Here is a 16,910-nt window from a genome sequence, read left to right as displayed (position 1 = left end):
GGGCAAGGCGATAACTTGAGCCTTAGATCACGCCGAGCTTCTTGCCCACCTTGGTGAAGGCGGCAATGGCTTGGTCGAGATGCTCGCGCGTGTGCGCTGCACTCATCTGCGTGCGAATGCGGGCCTGACCCTGCGGCACGACGGGGTAGAAGAAGCCGGTGACGTAGATGCCTTCGTCGAGCAATTCGGTTGCCATGGCCTGTGCCTTCTTGGCGTCGTAGATCATGACCGGCACGATGGGATGCACGCCCGGCTTGATGTCGAAGCCCGCCTTGGTCATCTGCTCGCGGAAGTAGCGTGTGTTCTCCTTGACCTGATCGCGCAGGTCGCCCGCGGTGGACAGCATGTCGAACACTTTGATGCCGGCGGCGACCACGTGCGGCGGCAGCGAGTTGGAGAACAGGTACGGGCGCGAACGCTGGCGCAGCATTTCGATCACTTCGCGAGGGCCGGTGGTGAAGCCGCCCAGCGCACCACCGAGTGCTTTGCCCAGCGTACCGGTGATGATGTTGATCTTGTTCAGTACGCCGTTGACTTCAGCGGAGCCGCGGCCGGTGTCACCGAGGAAACCGGTGCAATGGCATTCGTCGATGTGCACGAGCGCGTTGTATTTCTCGGCCAGCGCGGTGATCTGATCAAGCGGTGCGATGAAGCCATCCATCGAGAACGCGCCATCAGTGGTGATCAGCTTGGTGCGTGCGCCAGCGGCTTCGGCAGCCTGTAGCTGCTTTTCCAGGTCGGCCATGTCGCAGTTGGCGTAACGGAAGCGCTTGGCTTTGCACAGACGGATGCCGTCGATGATAGACGCGTGGTTGAGCGCGTCGGAAATGACGGCGTCTTCTTCGCCGAGTAGCGGCTCGAACAGGCCGCCATTGGCGTCGAAACAGGCGGCGTAAAGGATGGTGTCTTCGGTGCCGAAGAAATCAGCGATCTTCTTCTCCAGCTCCTTGTGCAAATCCTGCGTGCCGCAGATGAAGCGTACCGAAGCCATGCCGAAGCCGTGGGTGTCCAGCGCGTCCTTCGCGGCCTGGATCACTTCGGGGTGATCGGCCAGTCCGAGGTAGTTGTTGGCGCAGAAGTTGAGCACTTCCTTACCACTGTCGAGGCGGATCTTCGCCGACTGCGGTGAGGTAATGATGCGCTCGGCCTTGAACAGGCCCTGCTCACGGATCGATTCGAGTTCGCTGGCGAAGCGCGACTGGCCGGGGTAGCTCATGGGGAAATTCCAGCTGGGTCAAAAGCCTATTTTGACCCCTCAGGGGCTGAGTGGGAAGGAAAGCCCGTGTGCTGGTCGTGTGCCCCATGCTCGTCATTCCGGCGAAGGCCGGAATCCAGTGGCTACGGCACACGGTTTTCGCCGTAAGCCGGATGAAGCTTTGGACCGCGAATGCCGAGCTTCACCCCTGATGCAACCCAAACTCCACGCGCGTCGTCTTGCCCTTGTCGTCGATATCCTTGGTGTCCAGCTTGGGATCCTTGACCGAGACGCGCTTGTCGTCCAGCTTGCCCTTCAGCCAGGCCTGCACCGCGGTGGCACGACGCTGCGCAAGGTCACGCATGGCGGCATCGTCGACGGCAATGTTGGTTTCCATCAGGCTGCGCATGTCATCGGGCTCAAGCGACTTCTTCAGGCCGATGAAGTTCTTCGGCTTGCCCTTGAAGTCATCGTCTTTGTACGCGCGCTTGAGGTACTTCTCGTACTCGTCTGGCGTCACGTTGACTGCGGCGAGCGCGGCGTCTGAGGTATCGGCGTTCTTGCCATCCTGGTCGAGCACCTTCTGGCGGCGGACCAAGTTGTCCACGGTCACCTTGCGCAGTGCGTCCTGATCCTTCGACGGATCGACGCGGCCGATGATGTCCAGATTCAGAGCGGGTTTCTGAGTGAGCATGGTGACGATCTTGCCCAGTCGCTCCTGCGCATTCTTGTCGAGCACGGCGGAGCCTGGATCGAACTCCACATAACCCAGGTCCTCGTGGTTGCCGCCACCGAACGCGGCGCCGAGCAGGCGGAAGGGGGCCGTGGCAGCCTTGGCGATCAGGTTGCCAAGGGCGTGCCAGATCAGGCTGCCCATGCTGAATTGCGGGTCGTCCAGCGAACCGGAGACTGGCACGTTCACGTCGATGTTGCCCTGCGTGTCCTTCAGCAGCGCCACGGCAAGCTTCACCGGGAGATGCTTGACGCCAGGGCTCTCGTCGCGATCACCGAAGGTCAGCTGCGTGATGAAGATGTGGTTGTCGGCGTTGAGCTTGCGCTGGTCCAGCATGTAGTGGACGTCCATCGTCAGCTTGCCCGCGGTGATGGGGTAGCCGGTGTACTTGGTGGAGTACGCGCTCATTCCAGTCAGCTCCACCTCGTTCGCCTTGCCCTTGATGTCGAGGAAGGCCACGGGCTGCAGCGGGTTGATGCTGCCGTCGATGTCGATGGGCGAGTCATCGTTCAGCGCTGCCTGCACGGATAGATCGGCCGGCGGATCACCCGGCTTGGTGCCAAAGGCGCCGATCTTGCCGGTCACCTTAGTCATATTCGCGGTGTAGTTGGGCTTGATGAAGTTGTCGGTGTAGTTGAGCTGACCGTTGACCAGGGTGAGGCCACCGATGCGAATGTCGGCCGCAGGTGCTTCCGGCGCGGAAGAGGCCGGCGCCGGTGTTGCCGTAGCGACTTCTGATTTCGCTTTCGAGGCGGCTGCTGGCGCGGGCGGCGGCGTGGGGGCTGGCGCTGCCGGGGCCGGCGTTGCTCCGGCGACGGGCTGCTCATTCTCGCCGCGCGTCACTGAGACCGGAGCCGCCTCGGGGTTGGCCACGACCTCGGACAAGTTCAGGGTGCCGTTCGAGTTGACGATCATGCGCGCGTAGAACGAGCTGAGCACCAAACTGCCCACGTGCATGCGTGGCACGCCGTAGCCGTAGGACACGTCGAGCTGATTGCCGCTCAGCGTGCGCCAGCGCAGGAAGTCGTCACCGGTGAGCTTATCCTGGACGCGTACTTGCTCTAGCGCGGCATCGCCCTTGTAGGTGAGCTTGGGGTCTGCGCTGCGCCCGTCGTAGTGCACCTTACCGTTACTGCTGATGCGCGCACTGGAAATAGTCACGTTCAGCGGCACGCTGATGTACGGCTGGAAGGTGGAGATATCCAGGCGTTTGGTGTCGAGCTGGATATCGGCGAGTGTCGGCAGGGGCTGCACCTTGCCGCTCGCCGTGAAGCTGCCCTTGTCGACATTGCCAGCCAACTTCATTTCGCGCGGTTCGTTGAGCTTGTCGCTCAGGTTGTCCATACCGCCGCTGAGTGAGTCGATCTTGATCTTCACCGGCTTGCCGCCAGCGGCCAGGTCGGTGAACACAACAGCGGCGTTGTCGAATGTCAGGTGCTCGATGCTCCAATGCCATGGCGGGCTGTTGTCCGCAGCCTTCTTCTTGGGTGCGTCCTTGGCGGCGAACAGATCGACAAGGCTGATGTACTTGTTGCTGTTGCGCTGCACGTCCAGCGCCAAGCCGTTGGCCTTGACCGTACCCAGCTGTGCCTGTTGCGAAGCCAGGTCGATCTGTTTGATCTCCGACTCCAGCGTTTTCCAGGCCACCGGCGAACCGTGGCCCTTGAATTGCGGCTCCATCGCGAAATCGGTGACGGTGGTGTGTGCGTCGGACAGGTGCACATTGAACGGCTTGCCCCAGTCCACCTGAAGCTGGCCGGCGGCATCCAGCTTGCCGCTGGTCAGGCGGGCCGCAAGCCCCTGATACGTGGCGGCCTGTAGTGGTGCCAAATCGACCTGCTTAGTGCCCAATGCGGCAACAAGCTTGTCCTTGGCAAGATCCACCGTGCCCTTCATGGAAAGCTCGCCACCGAAGAATTGCGCTGCCACGTCCAGCTTCGCTGGCGGGGCGGGTAGCATGCTCAGCCCCTGGATGCCGCCATGCAGGCTGCCCAGGTCGATCTTGCCGGTGGCATTGGCGTAGTGGATGGCGCTGTTGGCGAGCGTTATCGAGGCGATGCGCAGATCGGTCGGCTGGGCCTTGGTATCGGCGGGTTGAGCAGGGGGCGCCGTCAGCGTATCGAAGTTGCTATGGCCATCTGCGGTGGACGTGTAATAGAGCTGTGCCTGGTCGAGCGCGAGCACACCGAGTGCATAGCGTGATTGCAGCGGTTGCACGTCGGACAGATCCGCGGTGCCCTTGCCGAGTGTCAGGATCGCCTGGCCGTCGCTGCTGTTGAGGGCGAAATCGTCTAGTTCCACTTTGCCGGTGACTTGCAGTTGCGGCGTGGGCTTGGCTTGCACGAAGTGCAGGGTGAGGTCACCGCTGAGCAGACCCTTGGGTATCGCCACTGGCAGCTTCGCGGGCACATAGCTCATGTAGCGCGCGAGATCGAAGCGGTCGAGCCGGAAATCGATGGTCGATTCGCGGCTGTCTGCAAAGGGCTTGGTATGGCCTTCCATGCGTAACGGGCTGCCATCCACCTTCATCGACAGCAGCGGCTGCACGAACACGTCAGTGTCGCTGGGCAGGTTGGCGATAAACGGAATACCCAGTTCCAGGTTTTCAACGCGATGTTCGGTCTTCAGCGTTTCATCATCGAACTGGATGTTGCCGTTGTGCACGCTGATGTTGGAGATGGCGAACCGCGTGGGCGCTGCTTTCGGGTCCGACGGCGTAGCGTTGATGCGATCGATGATGTCGCTGAAATTGAAACGCTGGTCGCCCGTGCGCACGATGCGGATGCGCGGACCTTGCAACGACAGTTCGTCCAGCACCGGCTTCAGACGGAACACCGACGACCACGACGCATTGACGACGGCCTGGTCGATGCTGACGAAAGGTGATTTGCCGTCCTGGTCGGCAATGTGCAGTTGGTCCAGCTCCAGCCGCAGCGTGTACGGGTTCAGGTGCACGGCGCCCAAAGTGACCGGGCGTTGCAGCGCTGCCGTGGCGTGCTTCTCGATCTGACTGCGGATGATGGATGGGGCGGCTAGGAAGCCGAGCAGACCAAACACCACCACCACGATGGCAAGGATCAGAACGATCTTGCGCGTGCGGTGTGACTTATAGATGGTGAGGGCGCGGTCGCGTCCCGCGGCCAAACGAGGATTACTGAAAAGGCCCGCCATCACGATGCTCCCATGACATCGCGTGCCGACCGTGCACGGCCCTTGGGCCACACACCTTCACAATCCCAGCGATTCTGTCGGCCGCCCTAAGCCCGAGTGTACTAGGGCGGCCGAGATTTCAGCATGGCATTTTCTGCAGAAACGCCAAGGTGTGACAGGTTACGCTCAGCTCCAGGAGCAGACGACCTTGCCGCACTTGCCGGCATCCATCAGGTCGAAACCCTTCTGGAAGTCGTCGATGTGGATCTGGTGTGTGAGCACCTTCTGCAGCGGGAAGCCGGTCAGCACCATCTGGGTCATCTTGTACCAGGTCTCGTACATGCGACGGCCGTAGATGCCCTGCATGGTGAGGCCCTTGAAGATCACCTTGTCCCAGTCGATGCCGGCGCCCTTGGGCAGGATGCCGAGCAGGGCGATCTTGCCGCCGTGGTACATGCAGTCGAGCATGTCATTGAAGGCGCGCGGGTTGCCGCTCATTTCCAGGCCTACGTCGAAGCCCTCCATGTGCAGGTCCTTCATCACGTCCTTCAGCGACTGGTTGGCCACGTTCACCACACGCGTGGCGCCCATGTCCGCCGCCAGCTTCAGGCGGTAGTCGTTGATGTCGGTGACCACCACATTGCGGGCGCCCACGTGCTTGGCGATACCCGCGGCGATGACGCCGATGGGGCCAGCACCAGTGATCAGCACGTCTTCGCCGATCAGGTCGAACTCGAGCGCGCAGTGCGCAGCGTTGCCGTAGGGGTCGAAGAAGGCAGCCAGCTCGGACGGGATCTGGTCCGGGATGGGCCACAGGTTCGAGGCCGGCATGGTCATGTACTCGGCGAACGCGCCGTTGCGGTTCACGCCGATACCGATGGTGTTGGGGCACAGGTGCTGACGGCCGGCACGGCAGTTACGGCAGTGGCCGCACACGATGTGGCCTTCGGCCGACACGCGGTCGCCGATCTTGTAGCCGGTCACGCCCGGGCCGATCTCCACGATGCGGCCAACGAATTCGTGGCCGATGGTCAGGCCCGGCTTGATGGTGCGCTGGGACCAGTCGTCCCACTTATAGATGTGCAGGTCGGTACCGCAGATAGCGGTTTTCTCCATCTTGATCAGCACCTCGTTGGGGCCGACCTCGGGAACAGGCACTTCTTCCATCCAGATGCCCTGTTCGGGGTTGCGCTTGACCAGGGCTTTCATCATCTGAGGCATGGGATTTCCGTGGGGAAGGGCGGGGAAACAGACATTATAGAAGCCGGGTGGGGCTGAGGCTTCGTGCACTGCAACGTTGCCGATCCGGCCCCCAGCTTTTACTGTCGCAATTTTATGCGTCACTGAACGGAGCGGGGAGCATGCGTTTGGACATGATGGGTCGGTGGGGTGGAAAGACGGGGCGGACAAACCGGTGGCACACGGTGGCTTCTTCGCTGGTGCTGGTTGCCAGCCTGGTGGCATGGCCTGCCGCATGGGCCGTTCAGCCCCAGCCACCAGCAGCGGCGGCACCGCTTCAGTTCCGCATCACCGAGGGGAACATCGAGAACGCCTTCTTTCAGCAAGGCGATGTCGCAGCCCATCTGTTGCTCAATTCCGGCGCCAAGCCACGCGTGCTGGTGGCGTTCCCTGCCGGCAACAGCGGTGCAGGCATCTGGTTCGAGCCGACCATCGCACCGGTGCGATGGTCCCTGGATTCGGTGACGGGCCAGAGTCACACCGTGGATGGTCACGCCTGGCATGGCATCGTCGCCCGGGCCACCGTCACGGGTGACACTCTGGTGATCAAGGACGCCGTGCTGGGTAGCATTCGTGTGTTGCGCGATTACCAGCTGGGGCAGGGCTTTGCCCGGCAGGCGGCTGCTACGCCGCAGATCGTGGCGAAGCCCGAGCTGGCAGAGCGTTCCGTGCGTTGGCAGCGCCAGAGGGTGGACGGCGCGCCGGGATACGCCATCGCGTTGACCGCAGATAACGGCCGCTTCGTTCGCGAGGGTGAGCACATCGTGCTGCATCCTGACCATGCTGGCGAGGCGGTGCGTCTGCATATCGAAGCGAGTACGGGCGAGACGCCCCTGACTCCGTTCACCAATTTACTCAACGACAAGGCACAGCCCGACGCACGCAGCCGCCAAGCGCTGCAGTTCCTGAGCTATCGCGAGAAATTCCTCGCCGGCTCTTGGCGCTTCGATACCTATTTCGGACGCGATACCCTGATGTCCTTGCGCCTGCTGATGCCGGTGCTGCAGCCTGGGGCCGTAGATGCCGGCATCGCCTCGGTGCTCGCGCGGCTCGCACCTGACGGGCAGGTCGCTCATGAGGAAGGCATCGGCGAGTTTGCGGTGCTCCAGCATCTCAAGGACTTGGGCAAGCCCTCGGCCACGCCGCTCTACGACTATGTCATGGTCGATGACGACTACATGCTGCCGCAAGTCGCCGCGGCCTGGCTGCTGGAAGACCCGCGTGGTCGCGCGGGCGCGCGGGCGTTCCTTGCCGGCAAGGTCGATGCACAGCGGCAGGGCGACGCGTTGGTGCGCAATCTGCTGTTTGTCGCTGCCAGCAGCGAGGCCTTCGCGCGACAGCCGGTCTATACCAATCTGGTCTCGCTCAAGCCCAATAGTCAGGTCGGCCAGTGGCGTGACAGCAACGAGGGCATTGGCCGGGGACGTTACCCTTACGACGTCAACGCCGTATGGATGCCCGCCGCGTTGCGCGCGATCGGCCAGTTCCTCGATGCGGGCCTGCTGGATGACTACACCACGCCGGCGCAGCGCGAGCGTCTGCGGACTGCTGCTGCAAGCGCTGGCGGCTGGGAGCGCCACGCCAGTGCTCTGTTCACTGTGAACCTGTCCAGCGAGCGCGCCGCGCAACAGGTGAGCGATTACGCCAAGCAGATCGGCGTGGCGGACGCACCGGCGCTGAAGGCGCTGGGCAGTGGCGCGCTGCAGTTTCCGGCGATCTCGTTGGACGCCCAGGGCCATCCGGTTCCCGTGCTCAACTCCGATGAAGGCTTCGGCTTGCTGTTCGGTCAGCCGGATGCAGCCACGTTGGATCGTGACGTTGGCACCCTGATGCGCCCCTTTCCGGCAGGCCTGATGACCGACGCGGGCATGGTGGTGGCCAATCCCGCGTATGCCGATCGCGACGTGTGGTCGCGCTTTGGCAACAACGCCTATCACGGCACGGTGATCTGGGCTTGGCAACAGGCCATCATGGCCGCCGGACTGAAGCGCCAGTTGGCGCGCACCGATCTGCCCGCCACCACCCGTGCACATCTGACCGCTGCACAGACCGAGCTATGGCGCGGGATTTGTGCAGCCGGCGCTATGCGTACGTCGGAGCTGTGGTCCTGGTCCTATAGCAATGGCCGCTACCGTATCGAGCCGTTCGGCGCAGAAGGTGCGCATGAGGACGAGTCCAACGCCGCGCAGCTTTGGAGCACGGTGTTCCTCGCCTTGCCGCCTCCGGAGACGGCTAGCGGGGCGTCTTCCTGCCAATGATCCTTGGTCGATGCCGTGTACGGTGCGGCGTTGCCGAACTCAGCCGCTTCGTTCTAATGTCGCAATTTATTGCGAATGATGTAGAGAGACACCCATGCGTTTGAGGAAGAAGTTGGGTCTGGCGATGACCATGGTGTTGGCCCCCGCCGCGCAGGCCGATGAGGGCATGTGGATGCCTTCGCAGTTGCCCTCCATCGGCAAGTCGCTTCGCGCTGCCGGTTTCCAGGGCAATCCGTCGGATCTGGCCGACCTCACCAAGGCACCGCTCAGTGCGGTGGTGAAGGTCGGTGGCGCCACCGGCTCCTTCGTCAGCGACGACGGTTTGGTGCTGACCAACCACCACGTGGCGTTTGGCGTCATCCAGTACAACAGCAACGCGCAGCGCGATCTGATCCAGAACGGCTTCGTTTCGCACGAGCGCGTGGAAGAACTGCCGGCGAATCCCGATTTCCGCCTGCGCGTCACCACCGGTTTCGACAAAGTCAGCGACAAGGTGCTCGCGGCAGCCAAGGGCAAAACGGGGCGCGCTTACTTCGACGCGGTGGACGCCATCAGCAAGACGTTGGTGGCCGAATGCGAGCGCGAGCAAGGCATGCGCTGCAGCGTAGTCAACATGTTCTACGGCCGCGACTTCTATCTGGTGAAGCAACTCGAGCTGCGCGATGTGCGCCTGGTATACGCGCCGCCGCGCGCCATCGGCAACTATGGCGACGAGGTGGACAACTTCGTGTGGCCTCGCCACGCTGGCGACTTCACGTTGCTGCGCGCCTACGTGGGGCCGGACGGCAAGCCGGCCGACTACGCTAAGGACAACGTTCCTTATCACCCGCCGGCGCACCTGCAGGTAGCTCAAGAGGGTGTGCGCGAAGGGGATTTCGTGATGCTTGCCGGTTATCCCGGCATCACTTATCGCCATCGTACGGCGGCCGAATTTGCTGATCAGGTGCAGTGGCGCCTACCGACCACGGTGCAAATGATGCAGCAACTGCAGCACATCATCGAGGACACTGGGCGCGACGATCGGCAGGCGGCTATCCGTTACGCCTCGCAACTGCAATCGCTCAAGAATGGCATCAAGCGCTTCGAAGGCGAGTTGGAGGGCCTCAAGCGCAGCGATGCCGTTGCCGTGCGGCGCAAGGATGAGGACGCCATGCTGGCATGGCTTGCGGCCCAGCCGCAGGCCGCCACGTTGCGTCCGCAGATCAATCAGGTCAACCAACTGGTTGCCTCAGCCAACGCTACGCGCGAGCGCGATGTGCTGCTGACCTTGATGCAATCGCAGACGCAGCTGATGCGCTCCGCCATCATGCTGCAACGCCTGGCTTACGAGCGCGGAAACCCCGATGCACATCGCGAAGCGGGCTATCAGGTGCGTGATGAAGACCTGATGGCTGGCACATTGAGGCAAGTGCAGCGCCGTTACGATCCATTGATCGAGAAGCGGCTGCTTACCGCGCTGCTCACGCGTTATCAGAAGCTGCCCGATGCGCAACGCCTGCCGGAATTCGATGCCGTTTTCGGGCGTACGCCGGAGGCCTTGTCGCAGAAGCTCGACCAGGTCTACGGCGCTACGCAACTTGGCGATGAAACGCAGCGGTTGGCCTGGCTGAAGGCCGATCCGGCGTCGGTGGCCAAGTCCAGTGACGCGTTGTTGTCGCTCGCCGCTCAGTTGCAACCGGCCTTGCTGCGCGTGGAGAGCGAGCGCAAATCCCGTGAGGGCGACCTGCTGCATCTGCGCCCCGCATACATGGACGCACTCATCGCCTACCGCGAGAAACAGGGTAGGGCGGTGTACCCGGATGCGAACTCCACCTTGCGCGTGAGCTACGGCAAGGTCACGCCGCTGAAGGCGCGCGATGCCGTGTCGTACGAACCGCTGACCACTACGACCGGCATCGTCGAGAAAAACACCGGCGTTGCGCCGTTCGATGCACCCAAGCCCTTGCTTGATGCCATCGCCAAGGGCGATTACGAGGGTTATGCCGATGCGAAGACGGGCGCCATGCCGGTGGATTTCCTGAGCAACCTGGACACCACTGGCGGCAACTCGGGCTCGCCCGTGCTCAATGCCAAGGGCGAGCTGGTCGGTCTCAACTTCGACAGCAATTGGGAAGCGGTGAGCGCGAGCTGGATGTTCGACCCGCGCTACAAGCGTGCCATCCACGTCGACCTGCGCTACATGCGCTGGCTGATGGACAAGGTTTATCCGGCACCGCAGCTGTTGAAGGAAATGGGTGTGCCCGCGCACTGATTAGCTTCATTCCGCCCCTATAGAAGCGCACAAATGCGCTTCTATAGGGGCGCGGTTGGAAGGGTTCACACCCGTTTCATCGCACCCAGCGCGAAGTAAGCAACTCATGTCGCTTCGGGGGCGTTATGAATCATCAAGACGAGAGCTGTTGCGCGGGTGCGGTGGACACCTCGCGCCGTACGATGCTGACATCGACTCTTGGTGCAGCTGCTTTTACTGTCATCGGTGGGGCGTCGTGGCTGCTGCCCGGACTCGCGCAGGCTGGGGCGCTTACCAAGGATCAGCGCGATGCGATGACGCCGGACCAGGTCATCGCCATGCTCAAGGATGGCAACCAGCGCTTCCGTGCGGGCAAGATGCAGGGCCACGATTATCTGGCGCAGAAGCGGGCTAGTGCCGCCGGGCAATATCCCGCTGCCGTGATCCTTGGCTGCATCGACTCGCGCGCACCCACGGAGATCATCCTGGATACCGGCATTGGCGAGACGTTCACCGGGCGAGTCGCCGGCAACATTGCCAACGATGATCTGCTGGGAAGCCTGGAGTTCGCCTGCGCTCTCGCTGGGGCCAAGGTTGTGCTGGTGATGGGGCATACCGCGTGCGGTGCCATCAAAGGAGCGATCGACGGCGCCAAACTGGGCAACCTGACGGGGCTGCTCGACAAAATCAGGCCGGCGGTGGACGCCACGCAGTTCAGTGGCGAACGGTCTAGCAAGAACGACGCCTTTGTGGATGCCGTGGCGGCGACCAATGTCCGCCACACCGTTGACGAGATACGGCGCCGCAGCGACGTGCTTGCTGGGTTGGAGAAGGACGGCAAGATCAAGATCGTCGGGTCGATGTATCACCTCGTGGGTGGCCAGGTGGAGTTTTACGCCTGAGGCAGCGCTGCTACGGGCATTAGTTGGGTTCACCGTTACAATGGGCGGATGCCGATCGATCAGCGCCCGCTCGCCGTGTTCCTGATGGGCCCGACCGCGTCGGGCAAGACTGCGCTCGCCTGCGCGCTGAGTGACCGTTTTCCGGTTGATTTGATAAGCGTCGATTCGGCGCTCGTGTATCGCGGCCTGGATATCGGCTCAGCAAAGCCCGATGCAGCGACGCTGGCGCGCTACCCGCACCGGTTGATCGACATCCGCGATCCGGCCGCGCCCTATTCGGCCGCGGATTTCCGCGGCGATGCCGTGACCGCGATGCAGGACATCACGGCAAAGGGTCGGGTGCCTTTGCTGGTCGGTGGCACGGGGCTGTACTTTCGGGCCCTTCAGCAAGGGCTGTCCCAGTTGCCGGAGGCTGATCAGGCCATCCGGGAGCGCCTCACTGCGGAAGCCGCGGTGGAGGGATGGCCCGCCTTGCACGCACGGTTGCGTCAGCTGGACCCGGCGGCGGGGGAACGCATCGGGCCCAATGATGCGCAGCGCATCCAACGCGCGCTGGAGGTGATCGAACTCACCGGGAGTCCGTTGTCCGAGCAGCAGCGAGGCGGAAGCGGAGAGCGCTTCCCGTGGCGTGTGCTCAAGCTGGCCCTGGTACCGACCGACAGGGCGCCGTTGCACGCGCGGATCGCTCAACGCTTCGATGCCATGCTCAAGGACGGTTTCCTGGACGAGGTCCGTGCGCTGCGTGCACGTGGCGACCTGCATGCCGATCTTCCCGCCATCCGGGCGGTGGGGTATCGCCAAGCCTGGGAATACCTGGACGGCCAAATGGACGCCGCGGAATGTCGCGATCGCGGTATTTTCGCCACGCGTCAGCTGGCGAAGCGGCAGATCACCTGGCTGCGCAGCGAGCTCGACGCGCGGGTGATCGATCCAGAAAGGCCGGATAGCCAGCGTATCGCCACCGATGCGATGGCGCTATTCGTAGGTAATTAGTGCATAGTGCCACGCAGCATTTTCTAAACGTCTTTTTCACACATGATGAAAGCGCGCATTTGCCCTTTCATCAACGATTTAAAAGTGGTTAATATTCCTCGGCCTTGGACCGGGGCGCGTCATGCGTCTTTTATCCCGGTCTGTCCGTTGCGAGGGGAGAACAAGAAATGTCCAAAGGGCAATCGTTGCAAGATCCATTTCTCAATGCACTGCGCCGCGAGCGCGTTCCGGTCGCCATCTACCTGGTGAATGGCATCAAGCTGCAGGGCACGATCGAATCGTTCGATCAGTTCGTCGTCCTGCTGCGTAACCAGGTGAGCCAGATGGTCTACAAGCACGCCATCTCCACCGTGGTACCCAGCCGCAATGTCCGCATGGGCAACGGCCAGGAGGGGCAGGGCGAAGGCTCGGCTACGGTAGAGCCGGAAGCTTAATTCAACGCGGGGCGGAGACGCTCTAATCCAATCCACAGGGTTGGATCAGTGCGTCCCAGGACCCATCTGAGTAGGGAAGGCGCCTCGGTGTTATCCGCCGACGGCTTATGCACATACACTTTCCACTCCGATTCGCGCCGTGGGTCCGCCTGGGCTCAGGGCGCGGCGTCTCTATAAAGGTCTTTCCGCCCTCGTGTTTGATCGTCAAAAGAAAGGCGAACGCGCCCTCCTTGTTCTCCCGCATTCACGCGGCGAGGGCGATTCGGCCCGGCGCGCCGAAGAATTCGCCGAACTGGTCCGTTCGGCCGGCGCCGACATCCTCGGCAGCATTCCGGCACGTATCGACGTGCCCAATCCCCGTTACTACATCGGTACCGGCAAGGCCGACGAGGTGGCCGAGGCGGCCCGCGCCATGGGCGCCGACCTGGTGCTGATCGACCATCTCCTGTCGCCCGTGCAGGAGCGCAACCTCGAAAAGCACCTCGGTATCCGTGTGGTGGATCGCGCCGGCCTGATCCTGGACATCTTCGCGCAGCGCGCGCGTTCGCATGAAGGCAAGCTCGAGGTGGAACTGGCCCAGCTCAAGCACTTGGCTACCCGGCTGGTCCGAGGCTGGACCCACCTTGACGCCCAGCGCGGCGGCGCCATTGGCAACCGCGGTCCCGGCGAAACTCAGCTGGAAACCGACCGCCGCTTGCTGGCCGAGCGCGTGAAGATGCTGAGCAAACGCCTGGAGAAGGTGCAGACCCAGCGCGTGCAGCAGCGTCGTGCGCGTCTGCGCAACACCGTGCCAAGGGTCGCCCTGGTGGGCTACACCAATGCCGGCAAGTCAACTTTGTTCAACGTGCTGACAGAAGGCGAGGTGTTCGCCGCCGACCTGCTGTTCGCCACGCTGGACCCGACCGTGCGCAAGCTGGATGGCCTTTCCTGCGGCCCGGCAGTGCTGGCGGACACGGTCGGCTTTATCCGCGAACTGCCGCACGACCTTGTTGCGGCGTTCCGCGGCACCCTGGCCGAGGCGCGCGACGCCGATCTGCTGCTGCACGTGAGCGATGCGGCCGACGAGGAGCGCGGGCGCCTCGCCCATGTGGTCGACAGCGTGCTGGAGGAGATCGACGCGGGCGACTTGCCGCAGCTTCGCGTGATGAACAAGATCGACCTCGCCGGCACCGAGCCGCGTATCGACCGCGACGGCGAAGGTCGTCCCACCACCGTCTGGCTGTCGGCCGCAAGCGGACAGGGGCTGGATCTGCTGCGGCAGGCGTTGGGGGAGTTGCTCGGTGGCGATCGCGTCCAGTCCGAACTGCGGCTGCCGCACTCGGCAGGGCGCCTGCATGCTCGCCTCAAGGCGGCCGGTGCCATTGTCGGTGAAGAAGTGGACGAAGAAGGCTGGCGCCTGACCATTGATGCGCCGCGTAGTGTCATTGCCCCGCTTAGCGGCGGGGGCGCGGCCGAGGCGGCGCTGCTCAAAGACTTACTGGGCACCGTAGAAGAGTCCGAGGTCTTGTGAGGTGCTCCTCATCGCTGGAAGGCGCCCTGCGAGTGAGGAATCGTCGTCCGGGTCTGGTAGAATCAACGGCGTTTGTGCGGCCATCAGGGCCTGGACGGCACACTTGCGACGACAAGCACCCGAGACCATGTCCCAACCCGTTCAAAGCGTTTTCCGGCCAAAGCTGCCGGCCTCCCAGCGGCCTCAAGGAGACTGACCATGGCCTGGAACGAACCCGGTAACAACGGGCAACGCGATCCGTGGAACAGGAATCGCCAGACCGGCAACAAGCCGGGGCTGGAGGACATGCTTAAGCAACTGCGCAACCGCTTCGGCAAGCTCGGTGGCGGTGCCGGCGGCATTTTCACCATCTTGCTGGCCTTCGTGATCGTGTGGGTAGGCATGAGCAGCTTCACCATCGTCGATGCCCGTCAGGCTGGCGTGGTGCTGCGCTTCGGCAAGTACGCCCGTACGCTGCAGCCGGGTTTCCACCTCAAGGCGCCCAGCCCCATAGAAACCGTCACCAAGGTCGGCACCACGGAGATCCGTTCGGTGTCGGACAAGGTGCGCATGCTGACCAGCGACGAGAACATCATCTCCGTCGACTTCAACGTGCAGTACCAGGTGTCGGATGCCCGCAAGTTCCTCTTCTCACTGAGCGGTCCGCCGGAAGAGACGCTGCGCCAGGCCGCTGAGGCTGCCGTGCGCACGGTGGTGGGCGCCAACGTGATGGACAACATCCTCACCAGCCAGGGCACCGAGGCCATACCGGCCGCGCCGGCACCTGCGCCGGCAAGCAGCGTGGCCGCTGCATCCTCGGCACCCTCGGTGGCGACCGCAATACCCACTGCCATCCCGGCATCCGCCAAGGCGCAGACCCGCGACACGCTGCAGCAGCAGACCCGCGAAATTCTGCAGGCCACGCTGGATGAATACGACGCCGGCTTGATGGTGACCGACGTGAGCTTCCAGAACGTGGCCCCGCCGCAGGAAGTGAAGGACGCCTTTGACGACGTCAACGCCGCTCGCGAAGACAAGCAGGGCACCGAGAACAACGCTCGCGCGTACTCCAGCCAGGTCGTGCCGGTCGCGCGTGGTGACGCTTCGCGCATTGCCGCCGAAGCGCAGGGTTATGCCGCTGCACGCGTGGCGACCGCCACGGGTGATGCGTCGCGCTTCAACCTCATCCTCAAGGAATACAAAGCCGCGCCCGACGTCACCCGTCGCCGCCTGTGGCTGGAAACCGTCGAGGATGTGATGTCCAACAATCCCAAGGTGCTGGATGGTTCCGGCGGCCGCAACATGATCTATCTCCCGCTGGACCGGACGGTCGGCAAGGAACTGCAGGGTGTGGGTTCGGTCATGCAATCGGCGGGTAGCGACAGCAGCCTCGGCGGCGGCAAGGAGAAGCAGCCATGAAGTTAGGCTCAGCCATCATCGCCGTGCTGATCGTATTGCTCGGCTTCAACAGCCTGTTCGTGGTGCACGAAGGTCAGACCGCGCTCGTGCTGCAGTTCGGCCGCATCGTGCGCACCGGCGACCAGCCGGGTCTGCACGCCAAGCTTCCGTTCATCCAGCAAGTGATGACGTTCGACAATCGCATCCTCACCCTGGAAGCGCAGCCCGAGCGTTACTTCACCTCGGAAAAGAAGAGCGTCAATGTCGACTTCTACGTGAAGTGGCGCATTGCCGATAACGCTGCCTACTACCGTGCCACCGCGGGCGACGAGCTGCAGGCCGCCAACCGCCTCACGCCTATCGTGAAGGATGCGCTGCGCTTCGAGTTCAACGGTCGCACCCTGCAGGAGCTGGTCTCCGCCGGCCGCAAGGACGTGACTGAGCGCGTGCGCAAGCAAACCGACGCCGCCGCCCGCAAGAACCTGGGCATTGCTGTGGTCGACGTGCGCATTAAGCGCATCGACCTGCCGGACGAAGTGAGCGAGTCGGTCTACAAGCGCATGCGCGCCGAGCGTGCGCAGCTCGCCAACGAGCTGCGTTACACCGGCCAGCAGGCGGCTGAAACCATCAAGGCCGATGCCGACCGCCAGGCGCAGGTGATCAAGGCCGACGCTGATCGCGACGCCGCCAAGGTCAAGGGCGAGGGTGACGCGCAGGCCGCGGCCATCTACGCGCAGGCCTACGGTCAGGATCCGGAGTTCTTCGCGTTTTATCGAAGCCTGACCGCGTACCGTACTTCGTTCAAGGACGGCAAGGGCGTGCTGGTGCTCAAGCCGGATTCGGAGTTCCTGAAGTATTTCAACGATGGTGCATCGCCCCGTCACTGAGT

General features: G+C 63.1%; 11 protein-coding genes. 8 read left to right on the top strand and 3 right to left on the bottom strand.

The window, feature by feature from the left end; translation table 11 throughout:
- Window positions 1-22: 22 nt before the first annotated feature.
- The 3 genes from kbl to tdh all read right to left on the bottom strand — a co-directional run bounded on the left by kbl (window position 23) and on the right by tdh (window position 6,299).
- Window positions 23-1,216: a glycine C-acetyltransferase gene (kbl, locus tag DyAD56_RS22820; RefSeq protein WP_102305122.1), complete on the bottom strand. Its 1,194-nt coding sequence runs from the start codon at window positions 1,214-1,216 to the stop codon at window positions 23-25.
- A gap of 181 nt (window positions 1,217-1,397) precedes the next feature.
- The gene (locus DyAD56_RS22815) at window positions 1,398-5,099 is read right to left on the bottom strand and encodes a DUF748 domain-containing protein (protein ID WP_102305121.1); all 3,702 of its coding nucleotides are present in this window, start codon (window positions 5,097-5,099) and stop codon (window positions 1,398-1,400) included.
- Between the two features lie 165 nt (window positions 5,100-5,264).
- A complete protein-coding gene (tdh, locus tag DyAD56_RS22810) occupies window positions 5,265-6,299 on the bottom strand; it encodes an L-threonine 3-dehydrogenase (protein ID WP_199041576.1) in 1,035 nt (344 codons plus the stop codon).
- 203 nt (window positions 6,300-6,502) lie between these two features.
- Here tdh and DyAD56_RS22805 point away from each other — a divergent pair, with 203 nt between their 5' ends.
- From DyAD56_RS22805 to hflC, 8 genes are all read left to right on the top strand, one after another.
- Window positions 6,503-8,575 (top strand): hypothetical protein, encoded by a 2,073-nt coding sequence (locus DyAD56_RS22805; protein ID WP_233202816.1) that lies wholly within the window; start codon window positions 6,503-6,505, stop codon window positions 8,573-8,575.
- A gap of 94 nt (window positions 8,576-8,669) precedes the next feature.
- Complete coding sequence (locus tag DyAD56_RS22800) at window positions 8,670-10,826, top strand: S46 family peptidase (RefSeq protein WP_102305119.1); 2,157 nt, start codon at window positions 8,670-8,672, stop codon at window positions 10,824-10,826.
- Window positions 10,827-10,951: 125 nt separating this feature from the next.
- Window positions 10,952-11,707 (top strand): carbonic anhydrase family protein, encoded by a 756-nt coding sequence (locus DyAD56_RS22795; RefSeq protein WP_102305118.1) that lies wholly within the window; start codon window positions 10,952-10,954, stop codon window positions 11,705-11,707.
- Window positions 11,708-11,755: 48 nt separating this feature from the next.
- Window positions 11,756-12,700 (top strand): tRNA (adenosine(37)-N6)-dimethylallyltransferase MiaA, encoded by a 945-nt coding sequence (gene miaA / locus DyAD56_RS22790; protein ID WP_102305117.1) that lies wholly within the window; start codon window positions 11,756-11,758, stop codon window positions 12,698-12,700.
- 167 nt (window positions 12,701-12,867) lie between these two features.
- Complete coding sequence (gene hfq / locus DyAD56_RS22785; protein WP_102305116.1) at window positions 12,868-13,134, top strand: RNA chaperone Hfq; 267 nt, start codon at window positions 12,868-12,870, stop codon at window positions 13,132-13,134.
- Between the two features lie 193 nt (window positions 13,135-13,327).
- On the top strand, window positions 13,328-14,644 hold the full coding sequence (gene hflX / locus DyAD56_RS22780) for a ribosome rescue GTPase HflX (protein ID WP_102305115.1): 1,317 nt from the start codon (window positions 13,328-13,330) through the stop codon (window positions 14,642-14,644).
- Between the two features lie 198 nt (window positions 14,645-14,842).
- A complete protein-coding gene (hflK, locus tag DyAD56_RS22775; RefSeq protein WP_102305114.1) occupies window positions 14,843-16,042 on the top strand; it encodes an FtsH protease activity modulator HflK in 1,200 nt (399 codons plus the stop codon).
- Window positions 16,039-16,908 (top strand): protease modulator HflC, encoded by an 870-nt coding sequence (hflC, locus tag DyAD56_RS22770; RefSeq protein ID WP_102305113.1) that lies wholly within the window; start codon window positions 16,039-16,041, stop codon window positions 16,906-16,908. The genes hflK and hflC overlap by 4 nt, the downstream gene beginning before the upstream one ends.
- Window positions 16,909-16,910 lie beyond the last annotated feature (2 nt).

The organism is Dyella sp. AD56 (genome assembly GCF_002878475.1).
In the GTDB taxonomy this organism is placed as follows: Bacteria; Pseudomonadota; Gammaproteobacteria; order Xanthomonadales; family Rhodanobacteraceae; genus Dyella.
Note: the sequence above shows the minus strand (reverse complement) of the source record. Positions and strands in the feature narration are given on the sequence as shown.